We start from the raw sequence: 20,833 nt of genomic DNA, 5'->3' as shown, positions 1-20,833 counted from the left end.
AGATGTGTATAAGAGGTGTCGTCGGCCATGACCGTGACGGTACCCCCGGACTCCCGGCGGGATTGTTGGGATCGGTAGCGATCCTGCGGATTTTCACTTGTCGTACGACGGCGCCATCGGGGCGACGCGGAAACGAAGGAGAAAACCATGAAGCGAGTCGTCGCGGGTGCGATCGGTGTTGCCGCTGCTGCGGTCGTCGTGGTGGGGTGCTCGGACGACAAGCCGGCGACGGCCCCGGCCGCGCAGGCCGGCACCGAGGGCAGCACTCAGGTCAAGGTCGACGGTGGTGACCTCGCCGGGCTGGATCTCGACTCGGTGACATGCGTCAAGCAGGGCGGCAAGATCAACGTCGGCAGCGGCGCCATCGGCGGTCAGCAGGGCCTGGGCATCGTGATGACCGACGAGGCCACCCCGACGGTGGAGTCGCTCGGCCTGGTCGTCGACGGAAACGCGCTCGCGGTCACCAACATGGCCGGCGCGACCGTGGGTTCGGCGAAGGTCGCCGTCGACGGCGACACCTACACCATCACCGGCGAGGCGTCCGGCGCCGATCTGAACAACCCGATGGCGGGGATGGTCGTCAAGCCGTTCGAGATCACCGTGACGTGCCGCTGACCCAGTTCGCATGTGCGGCGGGCGTGCCCGGCACGCCCGCCGCTTCCTATGATGACGTGGTGGCCATCGACGGCGACCTCACCCGTGCCCGCCACCTGGTGCTCGCCGGTGACGACGAGGCGGCCAGGGATCTGCTGCTGTCGCTGACACCGGCCGACGACCGCGAGACGCTCGAGATCACGGCCCAGCTCGGCGACGTCCATCTCGCCCGCGGCGCGAACGACGCTGTCGCCGAATGTATCCGGCGCCTCGAAGCGCTATTGGCGGGGGCGCCGCCCGATCTCGTTCGCCGCTACCGCCCGCGCGCACGGCTCCTGGACATCGGACTCGCCGCCGCCCGCGGCGACCACGAACACGCCGCGGCGGAGCTGGCGGCACTGGCCGGCGACGACCACGATCCCGACCACGATCCCGACCACACCCGGCTGGTGACGCACGCCCGCATCCTGTGCGCCGGCGCGCTGTGCGACGACGATCTGCACGTCCGCTCCGTGCCCCTCTGGGAACAGGTGGTGAGCCAGATCCACGCCGGCGGCGCCGACACCACCGAAACTGACTTCCTGCTCGTCACCGGAGCCCTGGGATACGGCAGATTCTGCGTCGAGACCGGTCTGCTGCCCGAGGCCGAGCCGTGGCTGCGCCGAGCAGGGGCGCGGGCACACGTCCGCGGCTGGAACATCGCCACCGCACGGGCCGCCCTCGAGCGGGCCGCGGCCGCCTGGACGGCGGGAGACCACGAGGCCACCGAGCGGCTCGCCGCCGAGGCACTGCCCGTCCTCGATGCGCACGGCCGCGCCGACGACACCGCCCGCTGCCACCTCTATCTCGGGTTCACCCGGATGGCCATCGGCGAGCTGGCAGTCGCAGACGAACACTGGGCGCACGCCGAAGCATCCTTCCGACAGCTGGGCAAGCCGCTGCGGCTGCATCGGATACTGCTGCAGCGCAGCTGGATTCTGATCTTCTGGGGGCGCTACGCCGAGGCCACCGAACTCATCGCCCAGGCCCGCGAGCAACTCGACGCGTCGCCGCGCAGCAACTGGCTGCAGTACGCCCGCCTCGACGACCACCTCGGCACGGTGTGGCGTGCCGACGCGCTGGCCGACCTCGGATTCGACGCCGCAGGCGATCCCGACGACACCCTCGAAGACGTCGAGGAGAAACACGTGGCGTCGCTCGGCGTCATCAGGGGCACTCCGGCCGAGGAGAACGAACGCAGCGCGAGGAGGAAGCTCGAGCAGGCCGCCGAGCTGATGATCCCCGCGGCGCTGGCGGTCGACTCGGTGCGCTACGCGATTCCGGACGCACAGGCCCGGATGCGCTGGGCCGCCGCGGTGTCTGCGCCGCTGCTCGCGGGCGCGTTCGCGGTCGCGTGGGAGTGGGAGAACACGGCGCTGGTCGCCGAGCTGATCGAATACCACAGTGCGCGTGGCGCATTCACGGCCACGCCGGAGCTGGGCGGATCGGGAATGCCCGACCTCGCCACCACCTCGGTTCCACTCCACGAGGTCGACGAGTTGGCGGTCCAGTTGGCGGAGGTGGCGGGCGGATCCGGCGCCGCCCCGGGGTCTCCGTCGCTCACCCGATTGGCGCCGCTACCGCCGCTCGTGATGGACCCGGCGGGCGCGCCGATCCTCGACCACTACCGGACGTTGGCGGCGCAGCGCTACGGCCGTGAGGTGGCCGCGAACGAGCCGGCCTGGTCGACATGGCCATGACCGCACCACCGGACCGGACTCTCGTGCTGCGATTCGCCGACGTGGGTATCGCCACCTACGCCAGCCTGCGCATCGTGGGGGAGCCGGCCAGGACGGTCACCTGGGTCGTCGAGGTGCCACTCGTGCTCGCCGCCCTCGAGGAGCTCACCGGCGCCCTGCCCGAACCACATGGGGACGAGGACCAGGCCGCCGCGCTGGAACGCGCACTCACCCGCAGCGCGTTCGCCTCCCCGGACGCCGAAGCGCGGCTGGCCTACATCCTGGGGGTCCTGCTGATCTCTGCGCCGGCCTGGCAACTGCTCCTGGACTGCGTATCGTCGCCACGCGCAGCGCTTTTCGTCTCGCCGAGCGTCCGGCTGGCCGCCGTGCCGTGGACGTTGCTCGTGTTACCCACGTCGCGTCCGGATCTGGAGGAGCTCGTCCGCGCGCGGTCGGAGGCGATGACGCGGACCGGACCCGAGGCCGCCCGGATCTCCTGGCAGATCGACGACCTCGCCGCCGTCACCGACGGCCACCGCCTGATCGAACTGGCCGACGTGATGATGGCCGTCCCGCCGAACATCGCGCACGCGCCGCGCGCCACCGCCCGCTGGGAGGACCGGAGGGCAGCCCCACCGCTTCTCGTGCTCGACCCCCGGGTGCCCGGGCAGCGGCCCGACTCGCCGCTCGGCTCCGTGCTCGGCCGGCCGTCCGAACAGACCATCCTCGGTGCGCATTTCGGTGACGTCCTGCGCTCGGGTCCGGTGCTGCCCGAGGTGGCGTCATCGGTCGAGCTGTTCCGCCGCATTGACGCCGACCGCACCTGGCTGGGACGGCAGCTGGCCCGTGGGCCCAGTCGCTTGCTGTTCGCCGGCCACGCCGGCTTCGACCCCGACGGCCGCGCCGACCGGGCGGGACTGCACCTGGCCGAATCCGCGCCGCTCACCGCGGCCGACCTGATCGCCGCCGGCTTCCCGATCCCGCCGCGGGTCGCGCTGATCGCGTGTGTCTCCGGCGCTGACTACCGCTTCGACGAGGCCACCGGCCTCGTGGCGGCCCTGGTGCTCGGCGGCGCCCAGACGGTCACCGCGACGCTGTGGTCGCTGCCCACCACTGCCGGATACCGGCGGTTCACCGCGGCCGCGACCGATCCGATGGCCGAGCTGGTGTGCGCCGTCGATCAGGCTCATTCGGGGGTGGGCGCGGGCCGCGCCGTGAACCGCTGGCAGCGCGCCCAGATGCGGCGGTGGCGCGACGGCGACACGGCGGCCAACCCGCTGTACTGGGCCGCGTTGATCACCTTTGCGGTGGACGGTGCTCGATGACCGGCTCAGCAGGGCGGCACGCAGACCGCCACCGAGGACTCGTCATCGGACCGGTAGTACGCGACCACGACGCTGCCGGGGCTGAGGTACTCGAGCGCATCCGCGGGGATCAATGCGGTGTCCCGGGCGGGGAACCGGCCGCCGCCGCGGCGGGTGACCATCAGGTCGAGTTCGATCTCGCGGTAGTCGGCACCGCGTTCACCGACTGTCCGCACGGCGGTGATCACCCCGTGCGTTCGCACGAATTGCATTCTGATCGTGTCGAGTTCGTCCCGGGGCACCAGCCGTTCGGCCTCCTCGGGCCGATCCGCGACGCGTGCACGACAGGGATCAGGGGACAGCAGCAGCGCGGCGACGGCCATGCAGAGCATCCCGACCAGGGGGATCAGGAACGTGGTGGACATGAGAATGAGATTCCGACAGGGCCACGGCTACCGAACCCAACTTCTATTGTCGACATCGTGGACCAACCGCGCCGGGCCGTGATCGCCACCGCGTGGCGGGCGATCGGGCCCGGGGTCGAGGTGCTGAGCGGAGCGGAGGGCGAGCCGTTGCGCCGCACCGTCAAACGCATCCTCGATCCACTGGTCCTGCGGCTGCGGGCGAATCCGCAGTACTCGATGCCGGTGGTGTCCGCCGAGATCGCGGCCGAGATGCACGGTCTCATCGTCGGGCAGGGCGGGCGGTTGAAGGCGGCGGCAGGCTGGTTCGAGGTGCTCAAGGCCGAGCGGCGACGGGCCCGGATCACCACCGGTAACGCCCAGGAGCTGTACTTCCCGGTCTGCTTCGAACTCGCTGTCACCCGCGGTACGCCCGGTCCGGACGACGGCGCCACCGCAGCTGCCGTGTTGCGGGACGTACACGGCGACCGGGACCGGACCGCCATCGAGGCGCTGCACCGGCACGCCGGGGACGAGCGCGTCGTCGCCGCGCTGGCCGAGCAACTCGCACGCAGCTGGGCCGACGTCGTCGACGACGGCGCCATCACGGGGCCGTTCCTCAGCGGACTCGCCACGGTGCTCGGACCCGCCGACAGCCACCGCGCAGCCGCGGCCCGCCAACGGGTGTGGAGCGCGCTCATCGCCGATGCCACCCCGCACAATCTCGGCGCCAGAGCCCGTCGATCCTCCGCCGACCTCCCGTGGTCGATCGTTGAGGTGGGGTTGAGTTCGGTTGCGCCACAATGCTGCCCGACGGTGGTCGGCCCGGCACCCGGGGATCGGCCGCTGGACCGTGCGGTGCTCGACCGGGTGCGCGCCACGTTGCGCCGGGCGTTGGATCGCGACGAGCTTCCGGACATTCCGCTGCTGTGCGCGGAGGAGATCGATCGCGCCTGCGCACCGTGGGGCTTGCTCGCCGAGGACAAACAGGCCGCGCTGATCGCCGGTATCGAGGTCGCCGAACAGCTTGCACCGCTGGATGATTCGGTGACGCCGTCCTACGAACTGGCGGCGGTGATCCAGGCCCGGCTCCGCAAGGAGGCGTACGTGCTCCACGCCCGTCGCTGCCTGGGGGACGACGGCCCGCTGCATCCACGCCAGCTGCAGGTGGTCGAGGATCTGTCCGCCTTCTGCCGCCCGTACCTGAACCGGCTGTGGGCGCGGCTCCACGGCCGGGATGTGTGGCAGGAACCATGTGGCGACGTCGACGATGTGCGCGCGTTGCTCGAGGGGGTCGCGCGGTCGGTGAGCCTGGATCACCGCCAGCGCATCAAGGCGATGCTGGAAGTGCGGGTGGCCGCGTGAAGCTGGTTGCCGATCGAGGCCTGTGGAGTACGGGACCGCAACCCGCGGCCACGCCGTTGGTCGCGGTGCTCGAGGTGAGCGGAGCGGTGCTGACGTGGACGGTGGACAGCCCGGCCGACCCGGTGCACGTCACGTTCACCGACGTGTCCCGGGCGGACTGGCTGTGGCGGGTGGTCGGCGAGGCCGGTCACGTCGCGCTCGCGGCGGCGCTGGACGGTCCTGCCGCGGACGGTGTGCCGGTCGACGTCGCGGGCGTGCAGGTCGCCGCGACCGCGGTGGCGCCGCTGCGACGACTCGGGCTGGGCCACTGGCTGCGTCGCTGGTGGCCGGAGAGCCGCATCGACGGCACCGCCGGTCTGGACCGCGCGGTCCTCGACGCGGAACTGGCGCTGCTGACCGCCGCGGCCGATGACTACTTCACCGACGACACGATCGACTCCGACGCTGCGGGCCTGCTCGGACCGCACCTCGACGAACTGGAGTTCCGGGCCCGCCTCGGCGATCCGCGGCTGGTGGAGTTGGCCCGCCGGTGCGCCGATCTGGCCGATGATCTGGGCATCGGCGTACCCGAGTCGGCGGTCGCGGAACCGCAGCGGCGCGACGACTACGCCCTCGTAGCCGGTGACCGCAGCGGTGCACCGGAGGGTGCGATCGCGACCGGGGCCGGGGCGATCGCATGGGGCGCCGTGCCGCCGGGGGTTTTCGATGCGGCCGAGCGCAGCCTGGCATGGAGTGTGCACATCGTCGACGGCGCCGCTGTCGCCCGGGTGCGCGCGGCGCTGCTCGGTAGCGGGTCCGCCGCGGGACTGCCGGTGCGTGTCACGGTCGGAAACGTCTCGGCTGCGGGGGTTCTCGACGACGCGGGACGGGCCACCGTCCCGCTTGCCGACGGGTCGGGTGGTCCGCTGTCGGAGGCGGCGGCCTGGAACCAGGACTGGACGGTGACGACGGTGACCGTCGGCGCAGCGTCGGGGGAGACGCCGGCCGACCGGGAGCGGGTCCGCCGCTTCGCCCGGGCGCGGCTGGTCGACCCCGGCGCCGACGCCTATCTCACCGAGATCCTGGCCGCCGAATCGGACTACTGATAAGCCGGCGATTCAGCGCGGTTTGGCCAGCGGGAAGGGCAGCGTCTCGCGGATGCTGCGACCGGTGATCAGCATGACCACCCGATCCACACCCATGCCGAGTCCGCCGGTCGGCGGCATGGCGTACTCCATCGCCTGCAGGAAATCCTCGTCGAGTTCCATCGCCTCCGGATCGCCGCCTGAGGCCAGCAGCGACTGCTCCTCGAGCCGCTTGCGCTGCTCGACCGGATCGGTCAATTCGCTGTAAGCGGTACCGAGTTCGACCCCCCACGCCACCAGGTCCCACCGCTCGGCGACACCGGGGATACTCCGATGCGGACGGGTCAGGGGCGACACCGAGGTGGGGAAGTCCTTGTAGAACGTCGGCCGCTCGGTACGGTCCTCGACCAGATGCTCGTACATCTCCAGCACCACCGCCCCCGCGTCCCAGTGGGTCAGGTACGGAATGCCCGCGGCGTCGGCGAGCTTGCGCAACACCGGCAACTCGGTGGCCGCGTCGATGTGTTCGCCGAGCGCCTCGGACACCGCATCGTGCACGGTCTTGACGGTCCACTTGCCGGAGATGTCCACCGGTTCGAGCACGCCGCGATCGTTCGGCCGGAGGAACACGTGCTCACCGTTGGCGGCCAGCGCCGCGTTCTGGATCAGCTCGCGGCAGCCGTCGATCCACACGTTGTAGTCGGCGTGCGCCTGATAGGCCTCGAGCAGGGTGAACTCGGGATTGTGCGAGAAGTCGACGCCCTCGTTGCGGAAGGCTCGGCCGAGTTCGAAGACCCGCTCCACACCGCCCACGCACAGCCGCTTGAGGTAGAGCTCCGGAGCGATGCGCAGATACAGGTCGAGGTCGTAGGCGTTGATGTGGGTGAGGAACGGCCGCGCGTTCGCGCCGCCGTGGATCTGCTGGAGGATGGGGGTCTCGACCTCGAGGAAACCCTTGGTGTACAACGTGTCCCGGATCGCGTGCAGCACCCCGCTGCGAGCCTTGACCAGATCGCGGGCCTCGGTGTTGACGGCGAGATCGACGTAGCGCGCCCGCACCCGAGCCTCCTGGTCGGACAGCCCCTTCCACTTGTCCGGTAGCGGCCGCAGGCACTTCCCGGTCAGCCGCCACCGCCGTACGAGCAGCGATCGCGTGCCCTTGCGGCTGTAGCCCATGGTGCCGGTCGCCTCGATGAGATCACCGAGGTCGATGGCTGCGGTGAACTCCGCGGTCGTCCCGTCCTCGAGGGCCGAGTTGTCCAGCAACAGCTGCATCTCACCGGACCAGTCGCGCAGCTGGGCGAACATCACCCCGCCGTAGTCGCGCAGCCGGAGTACCCGGCCCGCGACGGACAGTTCGACGTCGTCGGCCGCGTCGAGCGCAGTGGCGACCGTGTGGGTGGGCGGCGTGCCCACCGGGTAGGCATCGATTCCGCTGTCCTGCAGCGTCTTCAGCTTCGCCATCCGGACCCGGACCTGTTCGGGTAGCCGGCTGCGTTCGGCGCCCCCGGTCTCGCCCTGCAGACTCGAGACGTCCGGCGTACTGCCATCGGCGTGCAGCAGACCGCTGGCGATGAAACTCTCCGGCGCCGCCGTGTGATGGCCGGTGTGCTGCTTGTTGCGCCGGGAGAACGGCAGCACCAGGAACCCCTCGGCGATCACCGAGGCGACGCCGACCCGGGGGACCAGCCGCGCGTCCTCGTAGCAGGCGTACCGGGGCACCCATTCGGGCTGGTATTTCATGTTCGAGCGGTACAGCGTCTCGAGCTGCCACCACCGCGAGAAGAACACCAGCAGCCAGCGCCACAGCCGGGCGACCGGACCCGCGCCCAGTTGCGCGCCCTGTTCGAACGCCGACCGGAACATCGCGAAGTTCAACGAGATCCGCGTGACACCGACGCCTTCGGCCTGCAGGCACAACTCGCTGACCATCAACTCGATGGTGCCGTTGGGCGACTGCGGCGACCGGCGCATCAGATCCAGCGAGACGCCGTTACCGCCCCACGGCACGAGCGAGAGCATCGCGACGACGGTGCCGTCGCCCTGAACCGCCTCCACGAGCAGGCAGTCGCCGTCAGCCGGATCGCCCAGCCTGCCCAGCGCCATCGAGAACCCGCGTTCGGTCTCGGTGTCCCGCCACGCGTCCGCGCGGGCGACCACCTTCGCCATCTCGTCGGCGTCGATCTCGCGGTGCCGCCGGATGCGCACGGTGGCGCCGGCGCGCCGCGCCCGGGTGACGGCCTGGCGCACCGCCCGCATGTCCGGTCCGGACAGCCGGAAGCGATCGGGATGCAGGATCGCCTCGTCGCCGAGTTGGATCGCGTTCAGGCCGGCCGCCCGGAACGCCTCGGCGCCTGCCGTGCTGGCGCCCATCACACCGGGAGCCCAGCCGTAGGTCTCGCACAGGCCCAGCCATGCCTCGATCGCCTGGGGCCAGGATTTCGGATCGCCGACCGGGTCACCACTGGCCAGACACACGCCGACCTCGACGCGGTAGGTGACCGCTGCGCGCCCGCTCGGCGCGAACACCACCGACTTGTCCCGGCGGGTCGCGAAGTAGCCCAGGGAGTCGTTCTTGCCGAACAGTTCGAGCAGGCCGCGGATCGCCGACTCGTCTTCGCCGGTGAGGGCGTTCTCGGAGCGCTGCGACTGGAACAGCACGACGGCGGCCACCATCAGCGCCAGCGCACCGAACAGCCCGAGCAGGGCATTGATGAGCACGTGCGGGTGCTGGCCGTCGAACAGTTCGGAATCGACCCCGGCGAACGCCAGCACCCGGTTGGCGGCGTAGCCGAGCCGGTAGTCGCTCTCCAACGTGCCGGGGAACAGTTCCAGCAGCCCCCAGCCGACCAGGATGCCGATCGCCATCCCGGCGGCCAGCACACCCGCGGCCTTGATCAGGGCACCGCGGCGGACCCTGGCCCAGAACTGCGGGCGCGCGAGCAGCAGGAAAGCGATGGCGGCGACGTGCACGCCCAGGCCGATGACCTCGCCGATCTCCTCGACCACCGACTCGTCGCCGCTGAGCAGATCGATGATGTTCACCAGCGTGGCGGCGATCATGTAGAGCAGCAGCACCCACCAGGCGACGCGTTTGCGGGCAGCGAGGGCCGCGGCCAGCAACGCGAGCACGAACGCCCACGCGAAGCTCGTGTCGGGGAAGTTGAAGATGTAGTCGTTGACGAACTCGCGCGGTTTCCTGATCACCGCACGCACCAGGGGCGACACGCTCGCCAACAGCGACAGGGTGGCGATGATGCCGACCGCCCAGCCCGCGGCCGCCGGGACCCAGGAATAGCGGGACGACGCCTGTGTCCGCGGCGCGCTGGTGACGGTCATAGGGCGGGAGGATATTCGCTCGATGTCCCTAATGTGGGGACGTCATCACCAGACGGGGCCGGTGTACTTCTCGCCGGGGCCCTTGCCGGGTTCGTCGGGGGCGGCGCTGGCTTCGCGGAACGCCAGCTGCAGGGTCTTGAGGCCGTCGCGAACCGGTCCCGCGTGTGGGCCGAGATACTCCACCGACGCCGTGACCAGCCCGGCCAGGGCGGTGATCAACCGGCGCGCCTCGTCCAGATCGCGATGCGGGCTGTCGTCGGGATCCGGGTCGGACAGCCCCAATTTCTCGGCTGCCGCGCTCATCAGCATGACGGCGGACCGGGTGATCACCTCCACTGCGGGAATATCGGCGAGTTCGCGCGCTGGCGGTGAGGCCGCCGAATCGGGCAATGTGGGATCTTCGGTCATGCCTGCTAGAGTGGCATGCGCGACCGTCCTGGCTGACGTCAGGACAGCAAGTGGAGTCCCACTCCCACCGCTCGCCTATTCGGCGCAGCGGTCCGGTCACCGGCATCGAGTATGCCGGTTCCGCACCTCATGGTGCGGGCGGCTGACGCCGTGATCGGTCGGCACTGGGCCCTGTTCTCACAGGGCCTTCGCTGATTTCGGGCGGTGGATCTGGGTACTCCTGACCACGACATAGGAGGCCCCATCAGCACTGAGACCCGCATCAACGAGCGCATCCGAGTTCCCGAGGTCCGTCTCATCGGTCCCGGCGGGGAACAGGTAGGGATCGTGCGCATCGAAGATGCACTCCGCGTCGCCGCGGACGCCGATCTCGACCTCGTCGAAGTTGCCCCGGACGCCAAGCCGCCCGTGTGCAAGATCATGGACTACGGCAAGTTCAAGTACGAGACGGCTCAGAAGGCGCGCGAGTCTCGCAAGAACCAGCAGCAGACCGTCGTCAAGGAACAGAAGCTGCGTCCCAAGATCGACCCGCACGATTACGAGACCAAAAAGGGTCACGTCATCCGCTTCCTGGAAGCCGGGTCCAAGGTCAAGGTGACGATCATGTTCCGCGGCCGCGAGCAGTCGCGGCCCGAACTCGGCTTCCGACTCCTGCAGCGGCTCGGCGCCGACGTGGCCGATTACGGCTTCGTCGAGACGTCTGCCAAACAGGACGGCCGCAACATGACGATGGTGCTGGCCCCGCACCGCGGCGCGAAGACTCGCGCCAAAGCGGCGGAGCAGGCAGAGCGTCCCCGCGAGTCGGCCACCGGCTCGGACGCCGCGCAGACCTAGACCAGCACCACCCGAACGCACAACACGAACCAAGAGGACACCCATGCCCAAGGCCAAGACCCACAGCGGAGCCTCCAAGCGCTTCCGCAAGACCGGGACCGGCAAGATCGTGCGGGAGAAGGCCGGCAAGCGCCACCTGCTCGAGCACAAGGCCACCAAGCGCACCCGTCGTCTCACCGGCCGCACCGAAGTGGCCCCCGCCGACACCCGGCGTATCAACAAGCTGCTCAACGGCTGAGCGTCGCACCGAACTTTCCCCGCACGAGATAGGAACCACCCATGGCACGCGTTAAGCGCGCAGTAAACGCCCAGAAGAAGCGCCGCAGTGTGCTGGAGGCCTCGAAGGGCTACCGCGGTCAGCGGTCGCGCCTGTACCGCAAGGCCAAAGAGCAGCAGCTGCACTCCCTCACCTACGCCTACCGCGACCGGCGGGCCCGCAAGGGTGAGTTCCGCAAGCTGTGGATCTCGCGGATCAACGCGGCGGCACGCGCCAACGACATCACCTACAACCGACTGATCCAGGGGCTCAAGGCCGCTGGTGTCGAGGTGGACCGCAAGAACCTCGCCGAGATCGCCGTGAGCGATGCGACGGCGTTCGCCGCACTGGCTGAGGTCGCCAAGGCCGCGCTGCCCGAGGATGTCAATGCGCCGTCCGGAGAGGCCGCCTGACCCTCCTCACTGAACGCTCCGCCCGCGTGGCGGCAGCGGTCAAACTTCACCGACACGTCGGTCGCCGCCGCGCCGCACGTTTCCTCGCCGAGGGGCCCAACCTCGTCGAGGCAGCGTTGCGGCGCGGTGTCGTGTCCGAGGTGTTCGCCACCGAGGACGCCGCTGCGCGGTTTGCGACGCTGCTCGGCGACGCCGATGTCCAACTGGTCACCGAACGCGCGGCGAAAGCGTTGTCCGACACGGTGACCCCGGTCGGGCTGGTCGCGGTCTGCAGGATGCCGGAGGTGTCGCTCGACGAGGTCCTCGCCTCCTCGCCACAGCTGATCGCCGTCGCGGTCGAAACGTCGGAACCCGGCAACGCCGGCACATTGATCCGGCTGGCCGACGCCATGGGCGCCGACGCGGTGATCCTGGCGGGTAACAGCGTCGACCCCTATAACGGGAAGTGCCTGCGGGCCTCGGCAGGCAGCATCTTCGGCATCACCGTCGTCGAGGCCCCCGACACCGCCGGGTTGATCGCCGCGCTGCACACCGCCGGGCTGACCGTGCTGGCCACCACGCTCGACGGCGACGTCAGCCTCGACGACGCCGAACTCTCCGCGCCGACGGCATGGCTGTTCGGCCCCGAGGCCCACGGGCTCGCCCGGGACGTCGCCGCACTCGCCGACGCCCGAGTGAGCATCCCGATGGCGGGCAGCGCCGAGAGCCTCAATGTGGCTGCGGCAGCGGCGATTTGCCTGTACCAGAGCGCCCGCGCGCACCGGTGATGGGCTACCGGCCCAGCATCCCCTTGGCCACGTGGGTGATCTGCACCTCGTTGCTGCCGGCGTAGATCATCAGCGATTTGGCGTCCCGCGCCAGCTGCTCGACCCGGTATTCGGTCATGTAGCCGTTGCCGCCGAACAATTGCACCGCCTCCATCGCCACATCCGTGGCCGCCTGCGAGCAGTACCACTTGATCGCCGACGCCTCGGCCAGCGTGATCGGCGCTCCCGTCTGGGCGGCCTCGATGACGCGGAACAGCATGTTGCGCACGTTCATCCGGGCCACCTCCATGGTGGCGAGCTTGAGCTGGATCAGCTGGAACTGCCCGATCTCCTTACCCCACAGCGTGCGTTCGTTGGCGTAGTCGACGCACAGCCGCACGCACTCCTCGATCACGCCGAGCGCCATCGCCGCCACGCCGATCCGCTCGGCGGAGAAGCTCGAGCGGGCGCTGTCGCGTCCGTCGCCCGCCTTGTTGTCCTCGGTCTCGCCCAGCAGCCGGTCCCGGCCGAGCCGTACGTTGTCGAAGAACAGCTCCCCGGTGCGCGACGAGTGAATCCCCATCTTGTGGAACGGCTTCGACTGGACGAAGCCCTCCATCCCGCGGTCGAGCACGAAGGTCAGCACCTTGCGGTCGCGCTTGTCTGTCCCGTCGCCTTCGTCGAGCTTGGCGTAGACCACGACCACGTCGGCGTCGGGTCCGTTGGTGATGAACGTCTTCTGTCCGTTGAGGATGTAATCGTCACCGTCGCGCACCACGTAGGACTTCATCCCGCCGAACGCGTCGGAGCCGGAATCCGGTTCGGTGATCGCCCACGCGCCGACCTTCTCGTAGGTGACCAGCTCCGGCAGCCAGCGTTCCTGCTGGGCCAGCGTGCCGCGGCTCTGGATGGTCGGCACGGTCAGCCCGAGGCTGACGCCCATGCCGGTGACGATGCCCATGGACACCCGGCACAGTTCGCTGATCACCACGAACCCCATGCCGCCGGTGCCGCTGCCGAACATGCCGCCGCCTCCGCTCGACTTGCCGGAGCCCTCGTCCCCGTTGCGCAGCTTGGCCAGTCGCTTCTCCAGCGACTCCTTGGCCATCGCGTCGATCCCGAACGTGCTGAACAGCTTTCGCACGACCGGATACGGTTCCATCTCGCCGCTCTCCAGCGCGTCGACGTGCGGACGGATCTCCTTGTCGACGAACTCACGGACGGCGTCACGGACAGCGATATCGGTATCAGACCACTCGAGCATGCCCCCTAGGCTGCCTTATCGCGTCCGCGGGCCGGACGCAGCCCCGCCAAAGAGAACGTGGTGTGCACCAGCGAGCCGGCTTTGTCGAGCAGCGTCTTGCGCCTCGGGACGTAGTGCATCGGCATGCCGCGGCGGTCGCGCGGCGGCCCCATGAAGGCCGGCGCCTCCACCAGCGGGGCGTCGGGCGGGAGTTTGCCCTCGGCGCGGCGGTACGCGGCCACCGCACGGGGGTGCAGCCGGATTTCCTCGGGCACCGCCACGAAGGCGAGTTCGATGAATTTGCCCACCAGTCGCAGCAGCACCTCGTCGCCGGGTGTCCACCGCATCCCGGCGCGTTCGCGGATGGCCGGGTCGAAGAGGCCGGCCGCCACCCAGCGCTGACCGGCCAGCATCGGCCGGAACAGTTGATCCCACAGCGGCGTCGGCATCATCACGAACCACGGCTTGGGGATGCGCAACGACAGGATGTCCAACGTGGCCTTGTTGATCTCGAGTTCCTCGCGGCACTTGCGGTCCCAGTACTCGCAGAAGTCCTCCCAGGAGGACGGCACCGGCCGCATGCTCATGCCGTACATCCGGTACCACTGCACGTGTTCGTCGAACAGCTGCCGCTTCTCGGCCTCGGTCAGGCCGCCGCAGAAGTACTCCGCGGTCTTGATGATCAACATGAAGAACGTGGCGTGCGCCCAGTAGAAGGTCTCCGGGTTGAGCGCGTGATAGCGCCGTCCCGCACTGTCCGTGCCCTTGATCGTGTTGTGGTAGCTCTTGATCTGCTCACCGGTCGCCGCGGCGCGCTCGCCGTCGTAGACCACGCCCATGATCGGGTACACCGATCGCGCAACCCGTTGCAGCGGTTCGCGTTTGATGATCGAGTGGTCTTCGACGCCGGCGCCCAGTTCCGGATACATGTTCTGGATCGCGCCGATCCACACGCCGAGAATCCCGGTGCGCAGGTCGCCGAAGTACTTCCAGGTCAGCGAGTCCGGTCCGAGTGGATGCTGCGGGGCCGGGCGGGAGCGCGTATCGGCCGGGGGAGTGTTGTTCGATGTCTCGGGCGATCTCGCGGTCATCGGTGATCCTCACACTTTCGCCGTCCCGTCGTGCCCATTCCACGATAGTGTTGACAACACCCGTTGTCGATATCATGCGGCCGTGTCGCGGGCACGGATCCGGGTGGGCCGCCGGCACGGGTATTTGGCGACGCAGAAAACGGTCTCCTAGGCTGACCGGCGTGGAGGTCGAATCCTTCGACGGGCGATCGGGCGGCGACGCAGACGCCGATCGAGAGACACCGTTGCCGGGATCGCCGCCCGGACCGCTGGGCTGGTTGCACAAGACCAATCACCGGGCGGATCTCATCGCGATGCTGCGCAAGGCGCGCAAATCCCTGCCCGGCGACCCGGATTTCGGTGACCCGCTGTCGGTCGACGGTGTCGGCGGTCCCCGGGCCGCGGCCCGGGTGGCCGACCGGCTGCTCGACCGCGAAGCCGCGACCCGCGAGGTGAGCCTGGGCGCGTTGCAGCTCTGGCAGGCGGTGACCGAGCGGGTGTCGGGTAAACCGGCCAACCCCGAGGTGACGCTGGTGTTCAGCGATCTGGTGGGGTTCTCCTCCTGGTCGCTGAGCGCCGGTGACGATGCCACACTGCGATTGCTGCGCCGGGTCGCCCAGGTCTTCGAGCCGCCGCTCCTGGAGGCCGGCGGCCGCATCGTCAAACGCATGGGCGACGGCTCCATGGCGGTGTTCACCGACCCCGGGACCGCGGTGGCTGCGGTGCTGACGGCGATGGCGGCGGTGCGCACGGTCGACGTCGACGGCTATACGCCCCGGATGCGGGTCGGCGTGCACACCGGCAGACCGCACCGCATCGGATCAGATTGGCTGGGTATCGACGTCAACGTCGCGGCGCGGGTGATGGAACGCGCGACCCGCGGGGGCCTGGTCGTCTCCCAGACCACGCTCGACCAGATCTCGCCGGAGGATTTCGCCGCGCTCGACGTCGACGCGAAACGGCAGCGCCGGCATGTGTTCACCACGAAGGCCGACGGGGTCCCCGCCGACCTGGCCATGTACCGGCTGCGCAGGCGCCGGTCCGCCGAGTCGTTCGACGACGAGGGCTGACCGGGCCATCGCCTATGATCGCCGGGTGGCTGAGCCGCCTGTGAACCTCTCCGACGATGCGCTGACCGACGCCGTCGCCGCCGCCCGCCGCGCGTTCGACGCCGCCGGCGACCTCGACGCGCTGGCGCGGGCGAAGACCGAGTACCTCGGTGACCGGTCGCCGATCGCCCTGGCCCGTCAGGCGCTGGGGTCCCTGCCCAAGACCGAGCGCGCCGACGCAGGCAAGCGGGTCAACGTCGCGCGCACCGAGGCGCAGCGCAGCTACGACGACCGCCTGGCGGCGTTGCGCGCCGAACGCGATGCCGCGGTGCTCGTCGCCGAACGCATCGACGTGACGTTGCCGTCCACCCGCCTGCCCATCGGAGCCCGGCACCCCATCACGATCCTGGCCGAGAACGTCGCCGACACCTTCATCGCGATGGGGTGGGAGCTGGCCGAAGGCCCGGAGGTCGAAACCGAGCAGTTCAACTTCGACGCCCTGAACTTCCCGCCCGACCACCCGGCGCGCAGCGAACAGGACACGTTCCACGTTGCACCCGACGGGTCGAGGCAGGTGCTGCGCACCCACACCTCACCGGTACAGATCCGGGCCCTGCTCGAACGGGATCTGCCCGTCTACATCATCTCGATCGGACGCACGTTCCGCACCGACGAACTCGACGCCACCCACACCCCGGTGTTCCATCAGGTCGAGGGGCTTGCCGTGGACAAGGGTCTGACCATGGCCAATCTGCGCGGCACCCTCGACGCCTTCGCCCGGGCGCAGTTCGGTCCCGAGGGCGGCACCCGGCTGCGGCCGCACTTCTTCCCCTTCACCGAACCGTCGGCCGAGGTCGACGTCTGGTTCCCGAACAAGAAGGGCGGCCCGGGCTGGGTCGAGTGGGGTGGCTGCGGGATGGTCAACCCGAACGTGCTGCGGGCCTGCGGTATCGACCCCGAGGTGTACTCCGGCTTTGCGTTCGGGATGGGGCTGGAGCGAACGCTGCAGTTCCGCAACGGAATTCCGGACATGCGCGACATGGTGGAGGGTGACGTGCGCTTCTCACTGCCGTTCGGGGTGGGCGCCTGATGCGGCTGCCCTACAGCTGGCTACGCGAGGTCGTGGCCGCCGGCGCTCCCGACTGGAACCCGTCGGTGGCCGAGCTCGAAGAGGCGTTCATCCGCGTCGGTCACGAGGTCGAGGACGTCATCCCGGTCGGGCCGGTGACCGGTCCGCTCACCATCGGCCGGGTCGCCGACATCGAGGAGCTCACCGAGTTCAAGAAGCCCATCAGGGCGGTCAAGGTGGACGTCGGCGAAGCCGAGCCCCGCGACATCGTCTGCGGGGCAACGAACTTCGCCGTCGGCGATCTGGTCGTGGTGGCGCTGCCCGGCACCGTGCTTCCCGGTGATTTCACGATCGCCACCCGCAAGACCTACGGCCGCACCTCCGACGGCATGATCTGCTCGGTCTCGGAACTCAACCTCGGGTCGGACCACTCCGGGATCCTGGTGCTGCCCCCGGGCACCGCCGAACCCGGCGCACCCGCCGCCGACGTGCTCGGCCTCGACGACGTCGTGTTCGACCTGGCCGTCACCCCCGACCGCGGCTACTGCCTGTCGGTGCGCGGTATGGCCCGCGAGATCGCCTGCGCCTACGACCTCGACTTCGTCGATCCCGCCTACGATCCGGCGCGGGTGCCGACGCTGCCCGCCGAGGGCGAGGCGTTGCCGGTGACCATCGATCCCGGCACCGGCGTGCAGCGCTTCGGGCTGCGTCCGGTCACCGGAATCGACCCGGCGGCGGTGTCACCCTGGTGGCTGCAGCGCCGGTTGCTGCTGTCGGGCATCCGCGCGATCTCCCCGGCCGTCGACGTCACCAACTACGTGATGCTCGAGATCGGGCATCCCATGCACGCACACGACCGCAGCCTGATCAGCGGTGGCTTCCGCGTGCGCTTCGCCGAAGCCGGTGAGACCGTGGTGACCCTCGACGACGTCACCCGCCGCCTCGACGCAACCGACGTACTGATCGTCGACGACGTGGCCACCGCGGCCATCGGCGGCGTCATGGGGGCGGGGACGACGGAGGTCCGCGAGACCACCACCGACGTCCTGCTGGAGGCCGCCGTCTGGGATCCCGCCGCGGTGTCGCGTACCCAGCGGCGGCTGCGCCTGGCCAGCGAGGCCGGCCGCCGCTACGAACGCACGGTCGACCCGGCGATCTCCGTCGCGGCACTGAACCGCTGCGCGTCGCTGCTCGCCGAGATCGCCGGCGGCACCGCGGAACCGACCCTGACCGACTGGCGCGGAGACCCGCCGCGGGACGACTGGTCCCCGGCGCCGGTCAGCATGGCCGTCGACCGGCCCGACCGGACGGCAGGCGTCGACTACGGCCCGGGAACCACGCATCGCCGTCTCACCCAGATCGGGGCGCGCGTCACCGTCGACGGGGACCGGCTCACAGCCGTCCCACCCAGCTGGCGGCCCGATCTGCAGCAGCCCGCCGACCTCGTCGAGGAGGTGCTGAGGCTGGAGGGCCTGGAAAAGGTCCCCTCCGTGCTGCCCGCCGCACCGGCCGGGCGCGGGCTCACCGCCGGCCAGAAACGGCGCCGTGCCATCGGGAAGTCGCTCGCACTCGGCGGATACGTCGAGATTTTGCCCACCCCGTTCCTGCCGCCGGGCATCTTCGATCTGTGGGGCCTGCCCGACGACGACCGCAGGCGGGAGACGACCCGCGTGCTCAACCCGCTGGAGGCCGACCGTCCGGCGCTGGCCACCACGCTGCTGCCCGGGCTGCTCGAGGCGATGACCCGCAACGTGTCCCGCGGCGCGGTCGACACCGCGCTGTTCGCGATCGCGCAGGTGGTCGAGCCCACCGAAGACACCCGTGCCGTCGACCGGATCCCCAACGACCGCAGGCCCACCGACGCGGAGATCGCCACCCTCGATGCGTCCCTGCCCCGGCAGCCACAGCACGTCGGCGTGGTGCTCACCGGTCTGCGCGAGCCGGCCGGGCCGTGGGGTCCGGGACGTCCGGTGGAGGCCCGCGACGCCCTGGAGGCAGTGCAGATCGTGGCTCGCGCGGCCGGGGTCGAGTTCACACTCCGTGCCACACAACACCTTCCGTGGCATCCCGGCCGCTGCGCCGAGGTGCTGGTCGGTGACACCGTGGTGGGTCATGCCGGGCAGCTCCATCCCGCGGTGATCGAGCGGTCGGGTCTGCCCAAGGGCACGTGCGCGGCGGAGATCGACCTCGACGCGGTGCCGCTGACCGAACGGCTGCCCGCACCGCGGGTGTCACCCTTCCCTGCCGTGTTCCAGGACGTCAGCCTGATCGTGGACGAGGACGTCGCGGCGCAGAGCGTCGTCGACGCGGTCCGCGCGGGTGCCGGCGAACTGCTCGAGGATGTCCGGGTGTTCGACGTCTACACCGGTCCGCAGATCGGGGAGGGCCGGAAATCGCTGGCCCTCGCACTGCGGTTCCGTGCGACCGACCGCACCCTCACCGAGGACGAGGCGAGCGCGGCCCGCGAGGCCGCCGTGCAGGTCGCCGCCGACCGCGTGGGTGCCGTCCAGCGGCGCTGACCGCCCGGACTCTTGCCGGTCGGGTCGCTTCGCGCGTAGCGTCCGCACAGGCGCCTGCGATCGAGGAGTCCTCATGCCGGGTAGCGATGTCGACGTCTGCGTGGTCGGAGCCGGATTCGCCGGCCTGACCGCGGCTCTGCGGCTCAGCCAGGCGGGCCGCTCGGTGGCGGTGCTCGAAGCCCGCGACCGGATCGGCGGCCGCACGTTCACCGAGCAACGGGACGACGGTCTCCACATCGATCACGGTGGCACCTGGATCGGCCCCGGCCAGGACCGGATCTACACGCTGATGGCGGAGTTCGGCGTCCCGGCGGTCAAGCAGTACGTCGACGGTGAGGCGATGATGGTCGTCGACGGCACCTCCTATCGCTACCGCGGTCAGATCCCCTGGAAGATGAATCCGCTGACGTCGGTCAACCTCGGTGCAGCTTTCCTCGCCATGACACGACTGTCGAAAAGCGTTCCGGCGCAGGCGCCGTGGTCAGCGGCGAAGGCCCGCAAGTACGACCGCATGACGCTCGCCCAGTGGCTCGACCGGGTGGCGCCGGAGAAACAGGCCCACCGACTGCTAGAGATGGCCGTCGCCGGCACCTTCACCTCAGCGGCTTCGGAGGTGTCGATGCTGTGGGTCCTCACCCTGCTGTCGGCGGCGGGCGGCCCGAACTTCGTGTTCGGGGTGCAGGGCGGGGCCGAGGACGCGCGACCGGTCGGGGGTATGGGCGCGATCTACCGGTCCGTAGCCGCGGCGCTGGCCAGGGACATTCACCTCGGACACCCGGTCCGGGTCCTCGAACAGGACGCCGAGGGCGTCACCGTCCGCGCCGATCGGATGACGGTACGGGCGGGCCGGGTCGTGGTCGCCGTACCGGTCGCGATCGCCGGTCACATCCGCTTCGAGCCGATGCTTCCCATCGACCGGTCCATGCTCCATCAGCGGATGCCGTCGGGTGCGGTACTGAAGACGCACGTGATCTACGACGAACCGTATTGGCGCGCTGACGGACTCACCGGCCAGTCCGCCGCGCCGGACACGGCGGCTCCGGTCACGCTCGACGCGTGCACCGCCGCCGGTGGGCCCGGCGTGATGGCCGTGATCGCCGAGGGGCCCGGTGCGCGTGACCTCTCCCGGATGACCGCCGCCGACCGGCGGACCGCGGTGCTCGCGACCCTGGCGGACCGGTTCGGCCGCCGGGCGTCGTCACCTGCCGAGTACACCGAACAGGACTGGACGGTCGAGCGGTATTCCGGGGGTGGCATGATCAGTCACGCACCGCCCGGCGTGCTCACCGAGTTCGGTCCCGCACTGCGGAAACGGTGTGGTCGCATCCACTGGGCGGGCACGGAGTCCGCCGAGGTCATGATGGGCTTCGTCGACGGCGCGATCCGCTCCGGCGAGCGCGCCGCCCGAGAGATAATGAATTTGCAAGTGCCTGCATAAACA

18 protein-coding genes are annotated in these 20,833 nt (G+C 70.0%); 13 read left to right on the top strand and 5 right to left on the bottom strand.

All coding sequences use genetic code 11. The annotated features are described in order from the left end of the window. Positions 1-147 precede the first annotated feature (147 nt). From A5757_RS11955 to A5757_RS11945, 3 genes are read left to right on the top strand one after another with little or no spacing between them, the layout of a single operon-like run. On the top strand, positions 148-615 hold the full coding sequence (locus A5757_RS11955; RefSeq protein WP_066833662.1) for a lipoprotein LpqH: 468 nt from the start codon (positions 148-150) through the stop codon (positions 613-615). 59 nt (positions 616-674) lie between these two features. After that, positions 675-2,333 carry a hypothetical protein gene (locus A5757_RS11950; RefSeq protein ID WP_066833679.1) on the top strand — a complete coding sequence of 553 codons (1,659 nt, stop codon included), beginning with the start codon at positions 675-677 and terminating at the stop codon, positions 2,331-2,333. Next, complete coding sequence (locus A5757_RS11945) at positions 2,330-3,637, top strand: CHAT domain-containing protein (RefSeq protein ID WP_156618333.1); 1,308 nt, start codon at positions 2,330-2,332, stop codon at positions 3,635-3,637. The genes A5757_RS11950 and A5757_RS11945 overlap by 4 nt, the downstream gene beginning before the upstream one ends. Positions 3,638-3,642: 5 nt before the next feature. Here the strand turns inward: A5757_RS11945 and A5757_RS23430 are convergent, their stop codons facing one another. Next, a complete protein-coding gene (locus A5757_RS23430; protein WP_066833676.1) occupies positions 3,643-4,041 on the bottom strand; it encodes a hypothetical protein in 399 nt (132 codons plus the stop codon). A gap of 57 nt (positions 4,042-4,098) precedes the next feature. Between A5757_RS23430 and A5757_RS11935 the strand changes: the two genes are divergently transcribed. Together A5757_RS11935 and A5757_RS11930 are read left to right on the top strand one after the other, a co-directional pair. Next, positions 4,099-5,382: a hypothetical protein gene (locus tag A5757_RS11935; RefSeq protein ID WP_231983961.1), complete on the top strand. Its 1,284-nt coding sequence runs from the start codon at positions 4,099-4,101 to the stop codon at positions 5,380-5,382. Continuing rightward, the gene (locus A5757_RS11930; protein WP_066833658.1) at positions 5,379-6,467 is read left to right on the top strand and encodes a hypothetical protein; all 1,089 of its coding nucleotides are present in this window, start codon (positions 5,379-5,381) and stop codon (positions 6,465-6,467) included. Before A5757_RS11935 ends, A5757_RS11930 begins: the two co-directional genes overlap by 4 nt. Positions 6,468-6,479: 12 nt before the next feature. On the opposite strand, the gene lysX is transcribed toward A5757_RS11930, so the two are convergent. Both lysX and A5757_RS11920 read right to left on the bottom strand, forming a co-directional pair. Next, positions 6,480-9,785, bottom strand: coding sequence for a bifunctional lysylphosphatidylglycerol synthetase/lysine--tRNA ligase LysX (gene lysX, locus A5757_RS11925; protein ID WP_066833656.1), 3,306 nt, complete (start codon positions 9,783-9,785; stop codon positions 6,480-6,482). Positions 9,786-9,830: 45 nt separating this feature from the next. Then, a complete protein-coding gene (locus tag A5757_RS11920) occupies positions 9,831-10,193 on the bottom strand; it encodes a DUF1844 domain-containing protein (RefSeq protein ID WP_066833653.1) in 363 nt (120 codons plus the stop codon). Positions 10,194-10,436: 243 nt separating this feature from the next. On the opposite strand from A5757_RS11920, the gene infC reads away from it, so the two are divergent. Genes infC through A5757_RS11900 form a run of 4 tightly spaced genes read left to right on the top strand, consistent with a single transcriptional unit; the run spans position 10,437 to position 12,463 of the window. Further along, positions 10,437-11,027 carry a translation initiation factor IF-3 gene (gene infC / locus A5757_RS11915; RefSeq protein ID WP_197497323.1) on the top strand — a complete coding sequence of 197 codons (591 nt, stop codon included), beginning with the start codon at positions 10,437-10,439 and terminating at the stop codon, positions 11,025-11,027. A 43-nt stretch (positions 11,028-11,070) separates the two neighbouring features. Further along, positions 11,071-11,265, top strand: a complete 195-nt coding sequence (gene rpmI, locus A5757_RS11910) for a 50S ribosomal protein L35 (protein WP_066833647.1) — start codon at positions 11,071-11,073, stop codon at positions 11,263-11,265. A gap of 41 nt (positions 11,266-11,306) precedes the next feature. Beyond that, a complete protein-coding gene (rplT, locus tag A5757_RS11905) occupies positions 11,307-11,696 on the top strand; it encodes a 50S ribosomal protein L20 (protein ID WP_066833645.1) in 390 nt (129 codons plus the stop codon). Positions 11,697-11,722: 26 nt separating this feature from the next. After that, on the top strand, positions 11,723-12,463 hold the full coding sequence (locus A5757_RS11900; RefSeq protein WP_066833643.1) for an RNA methyltransferase: 741 nt from the start codon (positions 11,723-11,725) through the stop codon (positions 12,461-12,463). 4 nt (positions 12,464-12,467) lie between these two features. On the opposite strand, the gene A5757_RS11895 is transcribed toward A5757_RS11900, so the two are convergent. Together A5757_RS11895 and A5757_RS11890 are read right to left on the bottom strand one after the other, a co-directional pair. Then, positions 12,468-13,706 carry an acyl-CoA dehydrogenase family protein gene (locus A5757_RS11895; RefSeq protein ID WP_066833633.1) on the bottom strand — a complete coding sequence of 413 codons (1,239 nt, stop codon included), beginning with the start codon at positions 13,704-13,706 and terminating at the stop codon, positions 12,468-12,470. Between the two features lie 5 nt (positions 13,707-13,711). Next, entirely contained in the window at positions 13,712-14,776 is a 1,065-nt protein-coding gene (locus A5757_RS11890; RefSeq protein WP_066833631.1) for an oxygenase MpaB family protein, read from the bottom strand. A gap of 161 nt (positions 14,777-14,937) precedes the next feature. Between A5757_RS11890 and A5757_RS11885 the strand changes: the two genes are divergently transcribed. The 4 genes from A5757_RS11885 to A5757_RS11870 all read left to right on the top strand — a co-directional run bounded on the left by A5757_RS11885 (position 14,938) and on the right by A5757_RS11870 (position 20,830). Further along, the gene (locus A5757_RS11885; RefSeq protein ID WP_066833629.1) at positions 14,938-15,825 is read left to right on the top strand and encodes an adenylate/guanylate cyclase domain-containing protein; all 888 of its coding nucleotides are present in this window, start codon (positions 14,938-14,940) and stop codon (positions 15,823-15,825) included. A gap of 25 nt (positions 15,826-15,850) precedes the next feature. Then, positions 15,851-16,894: a phenylalanine--tRNA ligase subunit alpha gene (gene pheS / locus A5757_RS11880; protein WP_066833627.1), complete on the top strand. Its 1,044-nt coding sequence runs from the start codon at positions 15,851-15,853 to the stop codon at positions 16,892-16,894. Next, on the top strand, positions 16,894-19,392 hold the full coding sequence (pheT, locus tag A5757_RS11875) for a phenylalanine--tRNA ligase subunit beta (protein ID WP_066833624.1): 2,499 nt from the start codon (positions 16,894-16,896) through the stop codon (positions 19,390-19,392). The genes pheS and pheT overlap by 1 nt, the downstream gene beginning before the upstream one ends. Before the next feature lie 73 nt (positions 19,393-19,465). After that, positions 19,466-20,830 carry an FAD-dependent oxidoreductase gene (locus tag A5757_RS11870; RefSeq protein WP_066833622.1) on the top strand — a complete coding sequence of 455 codons (1,365 nt, stop codon included), beginning with the start codon at positions 19,466-19,468 and terminating at the stop codon, positions 20,828-20,830. Positions 20,831-20,833 lie beyond the last annotated feature (3 nt).

It is taken from the genome of Mycobacterium sp. 852013-51886_SCH5428379, assembly GCF_001665575.1.
GTDB lineage: Bacteria > Actinomycetota > Actinomycetes > Mycobacteriales > Mycobacteriaceae > Mycobacterium.
The sequence above is the reverse complement of the archived record's forward strand: the minus strand, read 5'-3'. Positions and strand labels throughout refer to the sequence as shown.